The organism is Streptosporangium sp. 'caverna', assembly GCF_003203775.1.
In the GTDB taxonomy this organism is placed as follows: domain Bacteria; phylum Actinomycetota; class Actinomycetes; order Streptosporangiales; family Streptosporangiaceae; genus Streptosporangium; species Streptosporangium subroseum.
Genome location: NZ_CP029711.1, coordinates 8,004,014 through 8,023,222, shown reverse-complemented (window position 1 = coordinate 8,023,222; position 19,209 = coordinate 8,004,014). Strand labels below are relative to the sequence as shown.

The 19,209-nt window shown below is 71.7% G+C and carries 16 protein-coding genes; 5 read left to right on the top strand and 11 right to left on the bottom strand.

The window, feature by feature from the left end; all coding sequences use genetic code 11:
• Positions 1 to 38 precede the first annotated feature (38 nt).
• Entirely contained in the window at positions 39 to 2,684 is a 2,646-nt protein-coding gene (locus DKM19_RS34540; RefSeq protein ID WP_110701580.1) for a bifunctional GNAT family N-acetyltransferase/acetate--CoA ligase family protein, read from the top strand.
• Positions 2,685 to 2,953: 269 nt separating this feature from the next.
• On the opposite strand, the gene DKM19_RS34535 is transcribed toward DKM19_RS34540, so the two are convergent.
• Positions 2,954 to 4,435, bottom strand: a complete 1,482-nt coding sequence (locus DKM19_RS34535; RefSeq protein WP_110701578.1) for a hypothetical protein — start codon at positions 4,433 to 4,435, stop codon at positions 2,954 to 2,956.
• Positions 4,436 to 4,795: 360 nt separating this feature from the next.
• On the opposite strand from DKM19_RS34535, the gene DKM19_RS34530 reads away from it, so the two are divergent.
• Genes DKM19_RS34530 through DKM19_RS34520 form a run of 3 tightly spaced genes read left to right on the top strand, consistent with a single transcriptional unit; the run spans position 4,796 to position 7,307 of the window.
• Positions 4,796 to 5,386, top strand: coding sequence for a DUF5998 family protein (locus tag DKM19_RS34530; RefSeq protein WP_089207763.1), 591 nt, complete (start codon positions 4,796 to 4,798; stop codon positions 5,384 to 5,386).
• Complete coding sequence (locus DKM19_RS34525) at positions 5,383 to 6,498, top strand: alkaline phosphatase family protein (protein WP_110701576.1); 1,116 nt, start codon at positions 5,383 to 5,385, stop codon at positions 6,496 to 6,498. Before DKM19_RS34530 ends, DKM19_RS34525 begins: the two co-directional genes overlap by 4 nt.
• Positions 6,495 to 7,307 (top strand): sulfurtransferase, encoded by an 813-nt coding sequence (locus DKM19_RS34520; protein WP_110701574.1) that lies wholly within the window; start codon positions 6,495 to 6,497, stop codon positions 7,305 to 7,307. The genes DKM19_RS34525 and DKM19_RS34520 overlap by 4 nt, the downstream gene beginning before the upstream one ends.
• On the opposite strand, the gene DKM19_RS34515 is transcribed toward DKM19_RS34520, so the two are convergent.
• The 4 genes from DKM19_RS34515 to DKM19_RS34495 all read right to left on the bottom strand — a co-directional run bounded on the left by DKM19_RS34515 (position 7,247) and on the right by DKM19_RS34495 (position 12,009).
• On the bottom strand, positions 7,247 to 9,838 hold the full coding sequence (locus DKM19_RS34515) for a CHAT domain-containing protein (RefSeq protein ID WP_162641984.1): 2,592 nt from the start codon (positions 9,836 to 9,838) through the stop codon (positions 7,247 to 7,249). The two genes, DKM19_RS34520 and DKM19_RS34515, sit on opposite strands and share 61 nt — an antisense overlap.
• An 11-nt stretch (positions 9,839 to 9,849) precedes the next feature.
• Positions 9,850 to 10,314 (bottom strand): hypothetical protein, encoded by a 465-nt coding sequence (locus DKM19_RS34505; protein WP_110701568.1) that lies wholly within the window; start codon positions 10,312 to 10,314, stop codon positions 9,850 to 9,852.
• Positions 10,311 to 10,883, bottom strand: coding sequence for an RNA polymerase sigma factor (locus DKM19_RS34500; RefSeq protein WP_089207795.1), 573 nt, complete (start codon positions 10,881 to 10,883; stop codon positions 10,311 to 10,313). The genes DKM19_RS34505 and DKM19_RS34500 overlap by 4 nt, the downstream gene beginning before the upstream one ends.
• A 61-nt stretch (positions 10,884 to 10,944) precedes the next feature.
• Positions 10,945 to 12,009, bottom strand: a complete 1,065-nt coding sequence (locus DKM19_RS34495; RefSeq protein WP_110706195.1) for a S8/S53 family peptidase — start codon at positions 12,007 to 12,009, stop codon at positions 10,945 to 10,947.
• A 204-nt stretch (positions 12,010 to 12,213) separates the two neighbouring features.
• Here DKM19_RS34495 and DKM19_RS34490 point away from each other — a divergent pair, with 204 nt between their 5' ends.
• Positions 12,214 to 12,708: a DUF3145 domain-containing protein gene (locus DKM19_RS34490; RefSeq protein WP_089207768.1), complete on the top strand. Its 495-nt coding sequence runs from the start codon at positions 12,214 to 12,216 to the stop codon at positions 12,706 to 12,708.
• Positions 12,709 to 12,891: 183 nt separating this feature from the next.
• Here DKM19_RS34490 and DKM19_RS34485 read toward each other — a convergent pair whose 3' ends face one another.
• From DKM19_RS34485 to DKM19_RS34460, 6 genes are all read right to left on the bottom strand, one after another.
• Positions 12,892 to 14,313, bottom strand: a complete 1,422-nt coding sequence (locus DKM19_RS34485) for an acyl-CoA carboxylase subunit beta (protein WP_110701566.1) — start codon at positions 14,311 to 14,313, stop codon at positions 12,892 to 12,894.
• A gap of 12 nt (positions 14,314 to 14,325) precedes the next feature.
• A complete protein-coding gene (fabF, locus tag DKM19_RS34480; protein WP_110701564.1) occupies positions 14,326 to 15,558 on the bottom strand; it encodes a beta-ketoacyl-ACP synthase II in 1,233 nt (410 codons plus the stop codon).
• Between the two features lie 52 nt (positions 15,559 to 15,610).
• The gene (locus DKM19_RS34475) at positions 15,611 to 15,850 is read right to left on the bottom strand and encodes an acyl carrier protein (RefSeq protein WP_089207771.1); all 240 of its coding nucleotides are present in this window, start codon (positions 15,848 to 15,850) and stop codon (positions 15,611 to 15,613) included.
• An 80-nt stretch (positions 15,851 to 15,930) separates the two neighbouring features.
• Positions 15,931 to 16,887, bottom strand: a complete 957-nt coding sequence (locus DKM19_RS34470) for a beta-ketoacyl-ACP synthase III (protein ID WP_110701562.1) — start codon at positions 16,885 to 16,887, stop codon at positions 15,931 to 15,933.
• A complete protein-coding gene (locus DKM19_RS34465; protein WP_110701560.1) occupies positions 16,884 to 17,780 on the bottom strand; it encodes an ACP S-malonyltransferase in 897 nt (298 codons plus the stop codon). The genes DKM19_RS34470 and DKM19_RS34465 overlap by 4 nt, the downstream gene beginning before the upstream one ends.
• Positions 17,781 to 17,897: 117 nt before the next feature.
• A complete protein-coding gene (locus DKM19_RS34460; protein ID WP_110706194.1) occupies positions 17,898 to 19,007 on the bottom strand; it encodes a CdaR family transcriptional regulator in 1,110 nt (369 codons plus the stop codon).
• Positions 19,008 to 19,209 lie beyond the last annotated feature (202 nt).

Genomic DNA, 19,209 nt, shown 5'->3' with positions numbered 1-19,209 from the left:
CACAAGCGTTGCGTGAACCTGCCCGGCTGATCAGTCATATGGGATTCGCGTCTACTCTCGGGTCTGTGGAGGCTGCACAGTATCCCGCTCACTGGGAGGCGGACGTTGTCCTTTCGGACGGCGGGACCGCCCATGTACGCCCGATTCGGCCCGCCGACGCCGACCGGTTGCGTTCCTTCTACTCCCGGCTGTCCGACGAGTCGATCTACTTCCGTTTCTTCGGTCCGAGGCCGCGTCTCTCGGACCGGGAGATCACCTGGTTCACCAACGTCGACTACGTGGACCGGGTCGCGCTCATCGCGACGATCGGCACGGAGATGGTGGCGGTGATCCGCTACGACCGGATCGAGCCGGGGGAGGCGGAGGTGGCCTTCCTCGTCGAGGACGCGCACCAGGGCCGGGGGGTCGCCTCGGTGCTGCTGGAACATCTGGCCGCGACCGCCAGGGAACGGGGGATCTCCCGGTTCGTCGCCGACGTGCTGCCCGCCAACCAGAAGATGATGGCCGTACTCAAACAGGTCGGCTACACCGCGCAGAGCCGTTTCGCCGACGGGGTGGTCCGGATGACCCTCGACCTCGCCCCGACCGACACCGCCCAGGAGGTGACCACCTCCCGCGAGCACCGGGCCGAGTCCCGCTCGATCGAGCGACTGCTCTCCCCGGGGTCGGTGGCGGTCATCGGGGCGGGCCGGGAGCCGGGCGGCGTCGGCCAGACCGTGCTGCGCAACCTGCTGGGCGCCGACTTCGCCGGTCCCGTCTACCCCGTGCACCGCGAGGCACGGGCCGTCGCGGGGGTTCGGGCCTATCCGAGCGTGACGGCCATCGACGGGGAGGTGGACCTCGCCGTGCTCGCCGTACCCGCCGACGGGGTGATCGAGGTGGTGAAGGAGTGCGCGGAGAAGGAGGTGCGCGGGCTGATCGTGGTCTCCTCGGGTTTCGGAGAGACGGGTCCCGAGGGACGGGCCAGGCAGGACGAGTTGGTTCGCATCGCCCGCGCGTACGGCCTGCGCGTCGTCGGCCCCAACTGCCTGGGCATCGCCAACACCGACCCGGCGGTGCGGCTGAACGCGACGCTCGCCGCGACCATCCCCGGGCGCGGGCGGGTGGGCTTCTTCAGCCAGTCGGGCGCGCTGGGCACCGCGCTGCTGCAGCGGGTGGCCCAGCGGGGCATGGGCATCTCCTCGTTCGTGTCGGCGGGCAACCGCGCCGACGTCTCGGGCAACGACCTGCTCCAGTACTGGGAGGAGGATCCGCAGACCGATGTGATCCTGCTCTACCTGGAGTCGCTGGGAAACCCCCGCAAGTTCACCCGCCTCGCGCGGCGGATCTCGCGGCGCAAGCCGATCGTGGTCGTCAAGAGCGGCGGCACCACCCAGGGCGTGCCCACCGGCCACGCCGCGCCCGTGCTGCGCCTGCCGGACACCGTGCTCAGCTCGCTGTTCGAGCAGGCCGGGGTGATCAGGGTCGACGATCTGATCCAGCAGTTCGACGTGGCCCAGCTCCTGGCCTACCAGCCGCTGCCGGCCGGGCCCAGGGTCGGTCTGGTGAGCAACTCCGACGCGATGGCGCTGCTCGCGGTGGACGCCTGCGTGAGCGCGGGCCTGGAGCCCGAGCCGCCGGTCAACCTCGGCGCGGGGGCGGGAGCGGCGGAGTTCGGTACGGCACTGTCCTCGCTGATCCCGGACGTCGACGCGGTGGTCGCGATCTACATGCCGCCCATCCCCGCCCACGCCGACGAGGTCGCCGCCGAGTTGCTGCGGGTCTCCCTCGAGTGCGGCAAGCCGGTGCTGGCCACGTTCGAGGGAAAGATCGGCATGCCGCGGGAGCTGCGGGTCGGCACCGCCCCCCAGAAGGGGTCGATCCCCTCCTACGCGGCTCCGGAGGAGGCTGTCCGGGCGCTGGCCCATGTCGTACGGCACGCTCGCTGGCTGGAGCGGCCCGCGGGAGCGCACGAGGAGATCGAGGGCGTCGACACCGAGGCGGCACGGCGGCTGGTGCTGGCGGAGCTGGGTGAGACCCCGTCAGAGATCGACGCCTCCGAGCTGCTCGCCTGCTACGGGCTGACGGTGTGGCCCGCCGAGGTGGTGGAATCACCGGAGGAGGCCGTCGCGGCGGCGGGGAGACTGGGCTGGCCCGTGGTGCTGAAGGCCGCCGATCCCGAGGCGGCCAAGCGTGCCGGGACCGTGCGCCTGGGGCTCTCGGGCGCGGACGGGGTGCGTGACGCCTTCGCCGACCTGACGCGGCAGCTCGGGCCCGACGCCGTGCTCGCGGTGCAGCGGATGGTCCCGCAGCCCGCGGTGCCGACCGTGGCCAGGGTTCTGGAGGACTCCGGCTTCGGCGCGGTGGTGTCCTTCGGGCTGGGCGAGATCACCGCGCGACTGCTGCGCGACGAGGCGTACCGCCTCGCCCCGCTGACCAGGGAGGACGCCGCGGCCCTGGTGAGGTCGCCGCGAGCCGCCCCTCTGCTCTTCGGTGAGTACGGTTACCCGCCGGTCGCGGTCGAGGCGCTGGAGGAACTGCTGATCCGCCTCGGGCAGCTGGCGGAAGATCTTCCCGAGGTGGTGAGGATCGACCTCGACCCGGTGCTGGTGGGGGAGTCAGAGGTGATCGTGCTGGGAGCGCGTGCCGTACTGAGCAGCCCGCGGGGACCACGGCCCGACGACGGTCCCCGCCGCCTCGGCTGAACGGTCCCCGCCGCCTCGGCCAAGCGATTCGCGCTGCCTCGGCCGGACGGTTCGACGGGTCAGGCGGTTCGCGCCGCCTCGGTCAGGCGGTCCGCGCTGCCTCCGGTCGGGCGGTCCGACGGGTCGGGCGGTCCGCGCTGCCTCCGGTCGGGCGGTCCGACGGGTCGGGCGGTCCGCGCTGCCTCCGGTCGGGCGGTCCGACGGGTCGGGCGGTCCGCGCTGCCTCCGGTCGGACGGTCCGTCCGGGCGGGCGGACCGCGCCGTCTCGGCTAAGCGGTTCGCGTCCCGGCCGGGAGATCCGTGCCGTCTCGGCCGAGAGGTGAGACGGCGGTCCTCCAGGTCACGGGCGGGCCCGCGGGCGCGACCTGGACCGTGCCGGCGACGGTGTTGTTCAGGGGATCGATCTCGGCGTCGGGATCCGGAGTGATCTGAACCGCCCTGCCCGAGGCGGTCAGCGTGCCCGAGGCGTCCGCCGCCACGTTCATGAGAACGGTGATTCGCGGCAGCGAGGTGCCGGGAGCGGCCTCCCCGGCGGTGTCACAGATGACCCATTGGCCCGAGGTGTCGCATGTCCAGCCGTCGCCCGAGGCAGCCGTGGGGGTCAGGCCCGCAGGGAGGTGGTAGGAGACCTCGGTCGGGTGGTCGATCCAGCCGAAGCCGGGACCGGCGCCCGCGTCGAGGAAGGATGTGGCGGTGCCGCCCGCTTCGAACGGGCCGTCATATCCGGTCCGCAGGACCAGATCGGCGTCGCGGGTACGGATCTCCACGTTGGAGATCTCGTGGACGGAGGTCGCGTAGCCGGTGGAGGAGGCGAATCCGATCCTGACCTCGTCCGGCAGCGCGCCCTGGCCGGGCAGCCTGGCGAGGTCGAGTTTCGAGACCACGGTCTCGTACGGCCCGTCGTCCTGGTGGCGGATGAGCACGTCCATGCGGCTGTCGGCGCCTATGCCGACCAGGACGTGCCGCCTGGCGTATTTGCGGGTGTTCGCCTCCGGCGTGTCCAGCGGGTGGTTGAGCCGTCTGCCGGACGCGTAGGCGTAGCCCGCGGACTCCGAGCCGCGGATCACGACGCTGTTGGGCCTGGCGCAGGCGTTGCCCCCTCCCGCCGGGCAGCCCCGGGGGCCGCCGGCGCCCGCCCAGCGCGGGTTGGAGAAATTGCCGAACTGGTCGAAGCCGACGCCGGCGAACGCACCAGCCAGGCCCTTGTAACCGAGCGCGCCGCCGGGCTCGCCGGCCGCGGTCTGGCTCCGGTCGGCGTCCACGACGTAGAACGAGATGCCGTCACCTGCCCGGGAGCCGTTGCCGTCGGTGTATTTCGTCCCGCCCCACATGTACATGTCGAACTCGACCGTCAGGCCGCGGTCTGTCGGAATCGGTTTCGCGAGCAGGAGCGAGCCGGTCTCCTGCCCGGTGCCGTCGGTGAGCCGGAGGGCGCCCTTCCCCGCGCGGTCGTACGGACCCTCGGCGCACGCCGGGAGCGAGCCGGGCGGCGCCGGCGCGGTGGCGGCGGTGAGGCACGGCGCGTGGCCGCCTCCCGGGCTGCTCGCCTTCCAGAGACCGTCCGAGGTCGACGCGCCGTGGAACCCCTCCGCGTAAAGCTCCGAGTAAAGCTCCGTCGCGGAGGCGGACGGGATCGAGGCCACGAGGGCGATGCCCGCGACGGTCGCCGTGAAAGTTGCCATGACGAGCGTGAAGCCGATGCGCCGTGCCCTCTTGGGCCGTCTGTGCGAACGCAGACGTCCACGAGTCATAATTGCTCATCCCCCGATTTCGCTATTTTTTCACCACTTCTATTTCTGGAGCGGCGGAGAGCATCCCCGTCCGGGGGAGACACCCGCCGAATACGCGCCGGCGTGCGGCTCGCCTCGGCCGTTTAGGTGCGCCGGACGTGCCGCCGCCACTACTGTCGGTAGCCTCAAAAAGGCCGAGGCAAACTGGTCCGAATCAAAAGGCGCGTCGTCGAGCGGGTATGTCATTAAGCGCCGACCGCTTGGGTAACTGCTTATAGGGCGCAATAGAGCCGTACCCGGACAGGGTCACGATTTGCCCCGGTAGCGAAACCTCACGCACTCCAGGCGAAAGCGCTGCTCCGGACAGGGCAGGATGGACCCATGAGGGAAACCCGACTCTCGGCCGCCGGCCTGCGTGACGCCATCGACCGCAGTGGCTACTATCCAGACCTGGTCGCCGACGCCGTCGAATCCGCGTTGGGCAAGGAGCAGGTGGGCGCCTATGTGGTGCACCACGAAGCCACCTTCGACCCGGCCATGGAAGTTCGCAGGCACGTCACCGTGCTGGTGCTCTCGCCCACCAGGCTGCTCGTCTGCCACACCGACGAGCACCCGCCCGTGGAGGGAGTGTCGGCGTCCCACGCGTCCACGACCACCGAGGCCGTACGCCTCAGCCGGATCCAGTCGGTCGCGGTCACCCGGGTCGTTCCCGACCCGGCCTCCTACGTGCCGGGCGTGCCGCCCACGGAGGTCACGCTCACCATCGGCTGGGGAGCCATCTCCCACGTCGACCTGGAACCGGCTACCTGCGGCGACGAGAACTGCGAGGCCGACCACGGATACACCGGCGCCATCACCGCCGACGATCTCTCCCTGCGGGTGAGCGAGGCGGCCGACGGACCGGAGGCGGTCTCCCACGTGCTGGCCTTCGCCAAGGCACTGTCGGAGGCCACCGCCCGCGCCGCGTCGTGAAGCCCCTGATCCCCGCGTACGGCGCGTCGTCGCTCGCGGACCTGTCCTCCTCGTTGCTCGCCGCGGTCGGGATGGAGGGGGACAACCCCCTTGGCCTCGCCCCGGCCGAGCGGGTCGTGCTGTTCCTCGTCGACGGCATGGGCGCCGAGCTGCTCCGTGCCCACCCGCGGACGGCGCCGTTCCTGTCCGCGCAGCCGGGCGGGGTGCTCACCGCGGGCTTCCCGGCCACCACCGTGACCAGCCTGGGCTCGCTCGGCACCGGCGTGCCCCCCGGGGAGCACGGCATGCTCGGCTACCAGCTCGCGGTGCCCGGCGCCGGTTACCTGCTCAACTGCCTGCGCTGGACCGCCCCGGGCCCGCCGATCGATCCTGACGTGTGGCAGCCCGCCCCGACCGTCTACGAACGTGCCACGGCGGCCGGGATCCCCATCAGCTACGTCGGTCCGGCCAAGTTCGAGACCAGCGGGTTCAACCGGGCCGTCTACCGCGGTGTGGGCTTCGTCGGCGCCGACACGGTCGACGAGCGGATCGAGGGAGTCCGCCGCGCGCTGGCCGAACCTCGCGCCCACGTGTCGGTCTACTACGGAGACCTCGACTCCACGGGCCACGTGGAGGGCTGGGGCACCGAGCCCTGGCTCGCCCAGCTCGCCCTGGTCGATCTGATGGCCGAGCGGCTGGCCGAAACGCTCCCGCCCGGCTCGGCGATGTACGTCACCGCCGACCACGGCATGGTCAACGTCACCGAGAGGGTCGACGTGGACGCCATCCCCGCACTGCGTGAGGGCGTCGCGCTGCTCGGCGGCGAGACCAGGGTCCGGCACGTCTACGCCGCTCCGGGCGCCGCCGGGGCGGTCCTCGAAGCCTGGCGCGACACCCTGGCCGGGACGGCGTGGGTGGTCTCCCGGGAGGAGGCGGTCGAGTCCGGCTGGTTCGGGCCGCGGGTCCGCCCCGAATGGCTGCCCAGGATCGGCGACGTCCTCGCCGTGCCCTACACCGACTGCGCCATCGTCGCCTCGGTCGCCGAGCCGATCGAATCGTCGTTCATCGGCTGTCACGGCTCGCTGACCCCCGCCGAGCAGTACGTCCCACTACTGGAGGTAAGTGCCAGATGAGCCCGCTGATCACTCCTTCCGAACTGGCCGGCCTGCCCGAGGCGACGGTCCTCGACGTGCGATGGAAGCTCGGAGGGCCGCCCGGGATCGACTCCTACCGCGAGGAGCACATCCCCGGCGCGGTCTTCTGCGACCTCGAGGCCGACCTCGCCGCCCCGCCGGGACCGCGAGGCCGCCACCCCCTGCCCTCCGCCGAGTCGTTCCAGGAGGCGGCGCGCCGCCTCGGGGTGTCCGGCTCCCGGACCGTCGTCGTCTACGACGGAGCCGACTCCAGCGCCGCCGCCCGCGCCTGGTGGACCCTGCGCTACTTCGGCCACCCCGACGTCCGGGTCCTCGACGGTGGGCTGCGCGCATGGACCTCGCAGGGCCTGCCCGTCTCCAAGGGAGAGGAGATCGCGGCACCCGGTGACTTCGTCGCGCGCCCGGGCGGAATGCCCGTGCTCGACGCGGCGCAGGCCATGGAGCTCGCCGCCGACGGGGTGCTGCTGGATGCCCGGGCCGCCGAGCGATACCGGGGCGAGGTCGAGCCGATCGACCCCGTCGCCGGGCACATCCCCGGCGCGGTGAGCGCCCCCACCGGCAACAACGTCGACCCGTCAGGGCGCTTCCATCTGCCCGACTTCCTCCGCGAACGGTTCAACACCCTCGGCGCCGTCCCCGGCGTGGAGGTCGGCGCCTACTGCGGCTCCGGCGTGACGGCCGCCCACCAGGTGCTGGCTCTGGAGGTGGCCGGCATCCCGGCCGCCCTCTACGTCGGATCCTGGTCCAACTGGGTCGCCGACCCCTCGCGGCCGGTCGCCACCGGCTGACCTCCGTACCCGAAGCAGACGAAACCGGCCACCCCGGTCTTTCCGCTCGCCATGGTCAGGGCCTGGGCGGGAGGGTGCCCGGCGGCCAGCAGCCCGTGGAAGACCGTCATCAGGGCCAGGGTCTCCTCATCGCGCACCGGCACCAGGCTGGCCACCACGCACTGCGATCCCAGCGACAGGAACGTGCCCGCCAGCCCCAGCGGGGCCCCGTCCGCGGGGGCGTGCGCCATCCCCGCGTCGCACGCGGACAGCACCACCAGCCGGGGCGGCGTGCGCAGTTGTAGCAGGTCATAGGCCATCAGCGGGCCGTCATCGAGATGGATGCTGGACAGCAGCGGGCTGCGGGGCGAGAACATCCCGTGGGTGGCCAGGTGCGCGACGTCGGCCCGGTCCAGCGCCGCCGTCACCTCCGCGCGCCGCGCCACCACCCGCTCCGTCCCCGGGTGGCACCTGCCGACCATGCGTGCCTCGGCCTCCGCGCACCGCAGCCCGGGACCTGCCACCGCCATGATCCCCCGGTTGGGCAAGGAGCGCGTCCGGCACCCGGCCAGCCAGGTCGCGGCACTGGCGGCCACGGTCACCGGACGGTCGGCGTTCATCGGCAGGAGGGGCCAGGGCAGGGTGTACAGGGTTTCCGTCGGCACGATCACCAGCGGCCGGTCGCCCAGCCGGTCGCCATCCCGGCTATCCGGCCGGCCTCCGTGCCGGCTCCCACTTGGGTCGCCGGGCTGATCGTCATGTTGGCTCCCATGCGGGTCGCCGGGCTGATCACCGTGCCCGCTCCCACGCCGCTCACCGGACCGGTCGCCACGCCGCTCTCGCAGGGGGCCGCGCAGCGGGCCGAAGAGCAGCCGCTCCAGCGCCGTGGCCTCCGTGGCCGGTTCGGGCACCCTCCCGTCGAGCAGGTGCGTCCTGCGCAGGCCGTACCGGAGGCGGACGGTGGCCTCGGTGACGGCCGTGAAAGGACCCAGGCGGCGCAGCATCACGCGGTCCGGGGTGACCGCGACGGCGACCAGCTCATCGCCGTGACGGACGAACTCCACCAGGACCCCGTCGCCGAGTGCGGCCCGCAGCTCGTTCAGGTCGGGTGCGACCGGCTGCCCCGTGCCCCCGACGATCGCCCGCCACCGCTCTGTCCAGGCCAGGAGCGTACGGCCCCGCCCGGTCTCCAGGGCGAGGGTCAGCCCGAACTTGGCCAGCGGCTCACCGTCCCTGACGGCCTGAGCGCGCATTATCGGGTTCTCGAACGCCTTCGCCCCGGCGCCCACCTCCGCCAGCCCGGCCAGCAACGCCGCGAACGCCCCGCGCCGATCTCCCGCCAGAGCCCGCCGCAGCGCCGTCGCCTGACGGGTCACCACGCTCCGGCCGCAGGAGGCGAGACGGCCGAGCTGGTCGTCCGCGGCCAACGGGTCGCCCAGCTGGAGGGAGACGTCGGCGGCGGTGAACCGGAGCGCCGCGGACGCGTTCGGATGTCCCGCGCCGTCGAGGGCGTCCGCGCACGCGAGCATCTCGGCGAGAAGCTCTCCGGAGGGCGGTCCCAGCACGAGCCGGGCCCGCAGAAGGATCTCGGTGGCGAGCGGCGCCAGGAGGGTCCGGCCCTGGGCGGCCAGGCCGGTCGCGGCCAGCTCGGCGCTCTCGCGGGCGCGGCGCGGGTCGCCGGTGCGCAGCTCGACCTGGGCGAGCAGGAGGCGGGCCTCGGACAGGGCCACCTCCGCGCCCGCGGCGGTCAGCTCGGGCACCGCGAGGTCGAGCAGCACCCGCGCCTCGCCGGGCAGGTGGGCGGCGATCAGCGCCTCGGCCAGGTCGCAGCGCATCGTGGCCAGCCGCTCCGGGTAGCCGAACAGGCTGCTCTCCGCGCGCCGGTAGGCGGTGAACGCGGCGAGCAGGTCACCGCGCCGCGCCGCCAGGAACGGCAGGTTGCCCTCGGCGAGCGTGAGCAGGTGATCCAGGCCCGCTCCCCTTGCCAGCTCCGCGCATCGGGCCAGATCTGCCTCCGCGGCCTCGAACTCCCCGAGGAAGGCCCTGGCGAGTCCCCGGTTCAGCATCGCTCCTGCCAGGAAACCGACATCATCGCCGAGGAGGCCCACGGCGCGGTCACAGCGGGCGACGGCTTCGCGATGGCGGCCGAGCCTGCCCAGGGCCACCGCCCGGTGGACGTCGAGCTTGGCCACCTCGACGGAGGTGAGATGGGGTTCGGCGGCCGCGGCGAGGGCCAGGGCCTGCTCGGGGTGGCCGAGCTCCGTGCGGACGTGGACCAGCGACAGTTGTGCCTGGGCGGCCCGGTGAGGCAGATCCGCGGAGATCGCGACGCTCACGGCCCGGTGCAGGTGCTCCTCGGCCAGCGGCAGGTCGCCCAGTTCGCGTGCGGCCAGCGCCAGAGCCCGGTGCGCCACCGCCACGGCCTCACGGTGAGGGCCGGTCGGAGACACGGAGCGGAGCACGTCGCGGGCGAGTGCCCGGGCCTGCGCCGGGTCGCTGGCGGAGAGGCCCACCGCATGCTCGGCGGCCGCGATCGCGTCGTCGGGAGCCACTCAGGGGCCGTTTACGGGCGGATCCGGGTCCAGCTGGTGGCCACCGGGGCGTGATCGGGCCGGTGGCACACCACGCTGAACCAGCCGGGAGGCAGCCCGGTGACGGCGAACTGGCCCGTTGGGGAGAGCTCGCGCGACTGGGTGAGGTGCAGGGTGCGGATCTCGACCAGCGTGCCCGCCTCGGGACAGGGGGACACCTGACCGGCCAGGGCCACCAGACCGTCCAGGGAGGTGACCTCCAGCTCCACCGTCAGATCCGCGGCGGTGAACTTGAGCAGCCGGGTCTCCTCGGAGTAGCGGACGCCGCTCGGGGCGGGCGTGGCCACCGGCCGGGCCGTGGCGGCGCCGGGCAGCCGGAGGCCGAAGACCGCGCGGGCGGCGTCCGACACGTGGGCGGGGACCGGGTCGTGCCCGGATGCCAGGCGCAGTGCGGCTATCAGGGACTCGTCGTCGATCATCGGGGGATGTCGTGTCACGGTGTCGCCTCCCGGGCGGTGAGCATGGTGCGTAGTCGGTTCAGGCAGCGGCCCCGGGTGGGACCGTAACTGCCGCTGGGCATGTCCAGGCGCCCGGCCAGCTGGTGGACGCCCGCGTCAGGGGCCGTGGCCATCAGCCGGAACAGCGACCGGCACGGCTCGTGCATCTCCTCGACGGCCTGCCACAGGCGGCGGCCCTCGTCGGCGGTCAGCACGGTGAGCGCCGGATCGGAGTGGACATGCCCGGCGTCGGCCGGGTCGAAGCGAGCATGCTCGGCGTCTCCGGGGTCGGCGATCAGTCGCTCGCCCCGGTTGCGCCTGCTCAGGAGGAATGCCTCGCGTTTGGCCGTGGTGAACAACCAGGGACCGATCCGGTCCGGGTCGCGGATGGTGTGCAGGCTCTCGACCAGTCGCAGCCACGTCCCCTGCACCGCGTCGGCGGCGTCAGCCGGGCTCAGGCCGTAAGCGCGGACGGCCGACCACAGCGGACCCGTGAACCGGCTGACCAGCACGTCCCAGGCCACCTGATCGCCTGTCAGCGGGGCATCGACCGTGTGCTGGTCGCTCACCGGCACCTCCGAGACCACATAGAACACACTGGGTGTTCGGGCGAAGACTTTGGGTGAGACTTTAGCCTGGCACGGGCACCACGACCCCCAAATCGGGGATTTGGCGGGCGCCGAGGGGATCGAGGACGCATTTCGCGGCCTCCTCGGGTGACCGGGTCCTGGCCGCCGCCGCGATCGCCCCGCTCACCACGGCCGTCGCGAAGGAGGTCCCGCTCCAGCGCGCGTAGCCCTGGAAGGCTCCGTGCCTCAGGAAGGTGCTGGTCAGCCACTCGCCTCGCGCGCACGCGTCGACCCACGGGCCGTGCGCGGAGAACGGCGCCCTGGCCTCCTCCGCCGCGTCCAGCGCCCCGACGGCGATCACTTTGGTCGACGCCGCCGGCCAGAAGGGGCGGTCGGAGGCCGTGTTGCCCGCGCAGGCCACCACGACCGTGCCGGGCAGCTCCGCCAGCGCCGCCTCCACCAGCGGGGAGGGACGGTCGTCGAAGGTGTGCCCGCCGAAGGAGAGGTTGAGCACCTGGGGCATCTCGCCCCTGATCCGGGCCAGGACTCGCAGCAGCCCCGCCTCGTCCCCGACTCCGTGGCCGTCCAGCACCCGGAGCGGACGCACCCGTGCCCCGGGAGCCGACCGCAGGACCAGCCCGGCGATGAAGGTGCCGTGCCCGGCCTGGCCGTCCAGCTCGCCGTCGCCGTCCGAATCGGGCACCTCGGCCACCTCGCGCCGCTGTTCGAGGAACCAGGGATGTTCCTGCCACCAGGGGTGCGCGGCCAGGCCGGTGTCGGCCAGGGCCACCGTCACGCCGCTCTCGCCGGGCTCGGGCGCTGTATGGGGGGCCGCGAGGGGGGCCGCGGGAAAGGGGCGGGACGCCGGACCGCCGTAGTAGAGCGGCTGGCCGATCAGGACGTGGTTGGGGGAGGCGAGGTGGCCCTGGTCGCGGAGGGTCGTCACCAGCTCGCAGACGTCGACACCCGGCGAGAGCCGTATGCGGAAGATCCCGTCGGCCTCGGACACGGCGGTGGTCCACCGGGCGACGGCCTCCACGCCGGCGGCGTCGGTCAGCAGCTGGTTCCTTCTGATCAGAGCCGGCGCTCCGGGTACGGGCTCAACCCGCTTGATTTCCGCGTCCATCTGTCCTCCGGGATCGATCACCAGCTCGCTGGGTCTTGTTCCTTCCCGAGGATGTACCGGTCAAGTGCCGTTCTTGCAACATCTCGGTATGACCCCCCTCTGGTGCGACGTCGCAACCGACGGTAGTCTCTCCTTCAGTCACTTGTGATCATCCGGGGACGAGGCCGTTGGGGAAGGCGCACCTCGTACGAAACGGGAGGTCCGGTGTCTGCTCGTGGCGTGCTTTACGTCCACTCAGCTCAGCCTGCGCTGTGCCCTCATATCGAATGGGCGGTCGCAGGTGTCCTTGGCGTGCCCGTAGACCTGACCTGGACTCCACAACCCGCCGCGCCGGGACACGTGCGCGCACAGGCGGAGTGGGAAGCTCGTGAAGGGACCGCGGCTGCCATCACCTCATCGTTGATGGGCTGGCAGCGGATCCGCTTCGAGATCACCGAAGACGCCTCCCCGGGTGCCGACGGGTCCCGGCACGCCTACACCCCGAGTCTTGGCGCCTTCACGGCGGTGATCGGGGCCACGGGTGACATCCTGGTGCCCGAGGACCGATTGCGCTCCGTCATGTTGATGGCGCGGCAGGGCCGTGTGGTGCTGGAGGACGAGCTGGATCGCCTGCTGGGCAAACAGTGGGATGCCGAGCTCGAGTCGTTCCGCTACGCGGGAGAGGGCGCTCCGGTCCGCTGGCTGCACGCCGCCGTCTGAGCCGCTGGGTCCCGCGCCGGGCGAGCGGTGCCGGCCGGGGTTCGCCGGGCGGAGCCGCTCGCCGCCCTGGAACGTTCCAGGGCGCGTCCGGAGCCTGGAGCCGGTTCCAGCGCGTCCGAACCCCGAAACCAGGCGAGCCCCCGCCGGTGTGGACCGGTGGGGGCTCGCGAGGCGATGATCAGATCAGAGCGGGATGTTGCCGTGGGCGCCGCGCGCCGGGGTCGCCGTCGCCAGGATCCTGGCGATCGCGCCGCGGGTCTCCTCGGGCTTGATGACCTCGTCCACCACGCCGAGCTCGATGGCCCGGTCGAGCCCGCCGGCGAGGATCTCGTGCTCCTCGGCGAGCTTGGTCTCCAGGGCCGCTCGATCCTCGTCGGAGGCCGCCGCGAGCTCGCGGCGCTTGAGGATGCGGACCGCCGCGACCGCGCCCATGACCGCGATCTGGGTGGTCGGCCAGCCGAAGACCTTGGTCGCGCCCAGTGAGCGGGAGTTCATGGCGACGTAGGCGCCGCCGTACGCCTTCCGGGTCACCAGGGTGATCCGCGGCACGGAGGCCTCGGCGAAGGCGTGCAGGAGCTTGGCACCGCGGCGTACCACGCCGTCGTGCTCCTGGCCGACGCCAGGCAGGTAGCCGGGGACGTCCACCAGGACGACCAGCGGCACGCCGAGCGCATCGCACATGCGGACGAACCGCGCGGCCTTCTCGGCGGAGAGGGAGTCGAGGCAGCCGCCCAGGCGCATCGGGTTGTTGGCGACCACGCCCACGGTCCGGCCCCCGAGACGGCCCAGCGTGGTCACGATGTTGGGCGCCCACTTGGCGTGCAGCTCCACGCCCGGCTCGTCGAGCAGGCCGTTGACGAGCGGCTTCACGTCGTAGGCGCGGCGCACGTTCTCCGGCAGCAGGCCGGAGAAGTCGACCTCTTCGACCTCGGTGCGGACCCGGCCCTGGTGACCGAGGAGAACCGCCAGGCGCCGTGCCTGGACGTAGGCGTCGGTCTCGGTCTTGGTGACGACGTGAACGACGCCACTGCGCTTGCTGTGCGGCTCGGGGCCGCCGAGGGCGGCCATGTCGATCTGCTCGCCGGTGACGCTGCGGACCACGTCCGGGCCGGTGACGAAGATGCGGCCCTCGTCCGCCAGGATCACGATGTCGGTCAGGGCCGGGCCGTACGCGGCACCGCCGGCCGCGGGGCCGACCACCACGGACAGCTGCGGGATCACACCGGAGGCGCGGGTCATGGCGGCGAAGACGCGGCCGACCGCGTGCAGCGACTCGACGCCCTCCGCGAGCCGGGCGCCGCCGGAGTGCCACACGCCGATGATCGGAACCCGCTCGCGGACCGCGATGTCGTAGGCGTGCACGATGTGCTCGCAGCCTTCGCTGCCCATCGCGCCGCCCTGGAAGCGGGGGTCGCTGAGAAACGCCACGACCGGCACGCCTTCGACGCGGCCCATCGCGGAGAGGATGCCACTGCGGTCCGCAGGAGAGATCAGCCTGACCGAACCCTCGTCCAGCAGGGCCGCGAGGCGCACCTGGGGATCACGAGGATCCGCGACCTCCTGGTCGGAGGCGTCGCTCACCACCCTGTTCTCGAGCACAGTCATCACGAGCTCCTGTCAGATGCTGGTGAAGGCCACGGCGACGTCGTGCCCGCCGAACCCGAAGGAGTTGTTGATCGCGGCGATCTGTCCGTCGGGCAGCTTGCGCGGCGCACCGCGCACGATGTCCACCTCGATGCCGTCGTCGAGATCGTCCAGGTTGATCGTTCCGGGGGCGATACGCTCGTGCAGCGCGAGGATGGTGAACACCGACTCGATGCCGCCGGCGCCACCGAGCAGGTGACCGGTCATCGACTTGGTGCCGCTGACCAGCGGGTGGTCGCCGATGACCTCCTTGATCGCCCTGGTCTCCACCACGTCACCCGCGGGGGTGGAGGTGGCGTGCGCGTTCACGTGCTTGATGTCCTGGCCGGTGAGGCCGGCGTTCTCCAGGACACGGCGCATGGCCAGCATGACCCCGGCGCCGGTCGGCTCCGGCTGGGCGATGTGGTGGGCGTCGGCCGAGTAGCCGACGCCGGCGGCGACGCCGTAGATCTTGGCGCCGCGTGCCAGGGCGTGCTCCTCGGACTCCAGCACGACGATGCCCGCGCCCTCGCCGAGGACGAACCCGTCACGGTTCTTGTCCCACGGCCGCGAGGCGCGCTGCGGCTCGTCGTTACGGGTGGACATGGCGCGCATGGCGGCGAAGGAGCCGATGTTCAGCGGGTGGATGGCGGCCTCGGTGCCGCCGGCCACGACCACGTCGGCCCGGCCGGAACGGATCATCTCGATGGCGTAGCCGATCGACTCGGCGCCGGTGGCGCAGGCGCTCACGGTGGCGTGCACGCCGGCCCGGGCGCCGATCTCGATGCCGATCCAGCCCGCTGCCCCGTTCGGCATCAGCATGGGCACGGTGTACGGAGAGAGCCGCTTCCAGCCCTTCTCCTTGAAGGTGTCGTAGGCGTCGAGGATGGTGGTGATGCCACCGATTCCGCTGCCCACGACCACGCCGAGGCGCTCGGAGTCGACCTTGTCGATCGCGGCGTGCGCCCAGGCCTCGCGCGCCGCGATCAGCGCGAACTGCTCGGTGCGGTCAAGCCGCCGCGACTCCGGCCGGGGCAGAACCTCGGTCGGGTCCACGGCGGCGCGAGCGGCGAATTTCACTGGGACGGAGTCGACCCAGTCTTCGGTGAGGTTGCGGACCCCAGACTGACCGGCGAGGAGCGCCGACCAGGATGAGGCGACGTCTCCACCGAGAGGCGTTGTCGCGCCGAGCCCGGTGACGACGACACGTACCTGGTCTGTACTCACGTTCTACGCTCCTTGTGAATCGCGGGTCAATGCTGGGAGGTGCGCGGACTTCTCAGCCCTGGATGAAGCCGATGACGTCCTTGACGGTCTTGAGGTCCTTGAGCTTGTCGTCCGGGATCTCGACGCCGAACTCGTCCTGGGCGGCGACGGCGATCTCGACCATGGACAGCGAGTCGATGTCCAGGTCGTCCACGAAGCTCTTCTCCGGGGTGACCTCGTCCGCCGGGATACCGGTGATCTCGTTGATGATCTTGCCGACGCCAGCGAGGATCTCCTGCTCGGTCAGGGCCATGTCTCGTGTTCTCCTTGGATTCGATCTTTAATGGTCTTGCGCGGATTTTTCTGGTTTTGCACGGCGGAGCCGTACAAGCTTTAGGGGATTTCGATGACCTGGCCCGCATAGGTCAGGCCGGCACCGAAGCCCAGCAGCAGGGCGAGCCCGCCCGACCGGACCTCGCCGCGCTCGATCATCCGGGACAGTGCCAGGGGGATCGAGGCGGCGGAGGTGTTGCCCGCCAGGACGATGTCCTTGGCGATCACCGCGTTGTCGGCGCCGATCTTACGGGCAATTGCCTCGATGATGCGCAGGTTGGCCTGATGGGGTACGAAAGCCGCGAGATCGGCGGGGTCTACGCCTGCACGCTCGCAGATCTCCCTGGCGATCGGGTGAAGCGCGGTCGTGGCCCAGCGGAACACGGTCTGACCTTCCTGCTGCAGGAAGGAGTCGCGGTCCTTGATCATGATCGCGGTGGACTTGTCACCGGCGCTGCCCCACACCACCGGGCCGATGCCGGGGGTGTCGGACGGGCCGACGACCGCGGCGCCCGCGCCGTCGGCGAAGATCACCGCGGTGGCCCGGTCGGTCCAGTCGATCCACTGGGAGAGCTTCTCCGTGCCCACGACCAGCACGTTGGTGGCCGAGCCCGCGCGGATCGCGTCGTTGGCGACCGCGAGCGCGTAGCAGAAGCCGGAGCAGGCGGTGTTCACGTCGAACGCGCCGGGGGCGTCGATGCCCAGCCGCGTGGCCACCCGGCCCGCCGCGTTGGGAATCTGCGTCTCCAGCGTGCAGGTGGCGACGATCACCAGGTCGATGTCGGAGGCCGAGAGACCGCTCGAGGCGAGGGCCTTGCCGCCCGCCTGCACCGCGAGATCGATCTCGGACTCGCCCTCCAGGGCGATCCGGCGCTCCTTGATGCCGACCCGGCTCTGGATCCACTCGTCGTTGGTCTCGATGGTCGCCGACAGCTCGTCGTTGGTGACCACGTTGGAGGGCTGGTAGTGGCCGAAGGAAAGGATCTTCGCGCCGGGTGAGCCCTGTGTGGTCTTCATTTGAGAGCCTCTCGTGCGGCGTCCAGATCATCGGGTGTCTTGAGGGCGACGGTCGTCACCCCGCGCAGCGCACGCTTCGCCAGGCCGGTGAGCGTGCCACCGGGGGCTAACTCGATCATGGTGGTGACACCGCGGTCGGCCATGGTGGACATGCAGGCGTCCCAGCGAACCGGATTGGCGACCTGGTTGACCAGGCGCGTGAGAAACTCGCCGCCGCTCTCGACCACCGCGCCGTCCGCGTTGGACAGGAGCGTTACGGCGGGATCGCCGGGCGTGATGTCCGCGGCGGCCTCGCGCAGGTGGTCCACCGCGGGGGCCATGTGCACCGTGTGGAAGGCGCCGGCGACCGACAGCGGGATCAGCCGGGCCCGCGCGGGCGGCTCGGCCTTGAAGGCCTCCAGCTGCTCCAGCGTGCCACCGGCCACGATCTGCCCGGCGCCGTTGACGTTGGCGGCGGTGAGACCGTGCCTGTCGATGGCGGCGAGAACGTCTTCCTCGGCGCCGCCGAGAATGGCGAACATGCCGGTCTCGGTGATCGCGGCGGCCTTGGCCATGGCCTGGCCGCGCTCCCGGACGAGGACCAGGGCCTGCTCGGGTGTGAGCACCCCTGCCAGGGCGGCGGCGGTGAACTCGCCGACGCTGTGTCCGGCGACGATGTCGGGGGAGGCTCCGAGGACCTCGGCGACCGCCAGCCCGGCGGCGACCAGCAGGGGCTGCGCGACGGAGGTGTCACGGATCTCGTCCGCGCCGGCGGTGGTCCCGTAGGCGACCAGATCGAGGCCGACCAGATCGGACCAGGCGGACAGACGGTCCGCCAGACCCGGTAGTTCGAGCCATGGATTCAGGAAACCTGGAGTCTGGGCGCCTTGGCCCGGAGCGACGATGACGAGCACGAAATCTAGCCTGCCCTGTAGAAGTTCAATACACGGGTGAGAATCCGGACGAACTTTGTCCCCACTATTTTGTGGAGACCCTACAACAGGAGTTTCACGCAGGTTAAGTAAGGACGGTCAGGTTGCAGTCGTCTCGGATAGGCGGCCGAGAATGAGCCCCACCTGCAGAGTGAAGGCCGAGCGACCCTCGGTCGGCTGGTATCCGGTCAACTCGGTGATCTTACGCAGACGGTAGCGCACCGTGTTCGGATGTACGAAGAGTAACCGGGCCGTGGCCTCCAGGGACGTTCCCTGCTCCAAATAGGTCGCCAGCGTGTCGAGAAGCGGCGTGCCGATCAGCGGCAGGTAGACGTTCTCGATCAGCTGGGCCCTGGCGGCGGCGTCGCCGTCGATGGCCCGCTCGGCCAGCAGATCCTCGGCGTGGACCGGCCTGGGCGCGTCCGGCCACCCCGAGGCGGCCCGCAGGCCGGCGATCGCCGCCCGCGCCGAGCTCGCCGCCGCGTGCAGGTCGTTCACCTCCGGCCCGATGACGATCGGACCCGGACCGAAGCGCGGCACCACGTGCTTGGCCGCCGCGGCGACGTTGTCCGCCCCGCCCACGATCACGATCAGCCGGTCGCCCTGCACCCCCGCCAGCATGTCCAGCCCGGACCTGCGGCCCCGCTCGCGCAGCGCGTCGATCACTTCCTGCGGATCGTCGTCGGGCGTCTGGCCGGCCAGGACCACGACGGGGGAGGAGGTCCAGCCGAGGGCGGCTGCCCAGGAGTGCAGGCCGTCGTCCACTTCGCCCCTGACCAGCGCGTCCACGATCAGCGCCTCCAGCCGCGCGTCCCAGGCGCCGCGCGCCTCGGCCTCCCGCGCGTAGACCTGGGCGGCGGCGAACGCCACGTCGCGGGTGTAGCGGAGCATCGCCTGCTGGAGCTGGTCCTCCCCGCCCGGCGCGGCCAGATCCCCGGTCTGCGCCTCGACCACCTCGACCACGACCCGGACGATGTCGACGGTCTGCTGCAGCGAGATCGACCGCTTCAGCTCCCGGGGCGCGGTGCCGAAGAACTCGATGCTGGGAGTCGGACGGCCCTCCCCGGCGTGCTGGAACCACTCCACGAACGCGGCGATCCCCGCCTGGGCCACCAGCCCGACCCAGGACCTGTCCTCGGCGGACAGGGCACGGAACCACATCAGCCGATCGTCCATCCTGGACATGGCGGCCGTGCCCAGCGTGCCCATGGCACGCTCCAGCCTGCGCGTGGTGTCTTCCCGTGTCCGGTCCTGATCGAGGTCACCCCCGTCGGCCACGACGTCGCTGTGTGTTACGTGTGTTTCCGCTCGCTCGCTCCGCTCCCTCACGTCACTAAGAGTGCCAGGTCGCGTGAGATGCGCCAGCCGCGGTATCGGACAGCGTGCGGGCCTTCGTTCTGTACGGTGTCCT

Excerpts from the sequence above, each read along its gene's own strand:
- DKM19_RS34540 (WP_110701580.1), top strand. The coding sequence starts at position 39 with ATGGGATTCGCGTCTACTCTCGGGTCTGTGGAGGCTGCACAGTATCCC.
- DKM19_RS34535 (WP_110701578.1), bottom strand. The coding sequence starts at position 4,435 with ATGACTCGTGGACGTCTGCGTTCGCACAGACGGCCCAAGAGGGCACGG.
- DKM19_RS34530 (WP_089207763.1), top strand. The coding sequence starts at position 4,796 with ATGAGGGAAACCCGACTCTCGGCCGCCGGCCTGCGTGACGCCATCGAC.
- DKM19_RS34520 (WP_110701574.1), top strand. The coding sequence starts at position 6,495 with ATGAGCCCGCTGATCACTCCTTCCGAACTGGCCGGCCTGCCCGAGGCG.
- DKM19_RS34495 (WP_110706195.1), bottom strand. The coding sequence starts at position 12,009 with ATGGACGCGGAAATCAAGCGGGTTGAGCCCGTACCCGGAGCGCCGGCT.
- DKM19_RS34485 (WP_110701566.1), bottom strand. The coding sequence starts at position 14,313 with ATGACTGTGCTCGAGAACAGGGTGGTGAGCGACGCCTCCGACCAGGAG.
- DKM19_RS34475 (WP_089207771.1), bottom strand. The coding sequence starts at position 15,850 with ATGGCCCTGACCGAGCAGGAGATCCTCGCTGGCGTCGGCAAGATCATC.
- DKM19_RS34470 (WP_110701562.1), bottom strand. The coding sequence starts at position 16,887 with ATGAAGACCACACAGGGCTCACCCGGCGCGAAGATCCTTTCCTTCGGC.
- DKM19_RS34460 (WP_110706194.1), bottom strand. The coding sequence starts at position 19,007 with ATGGGCACGCTGGGCACGGCCGCCATGTCCAGGATGGACGATCGGCTG.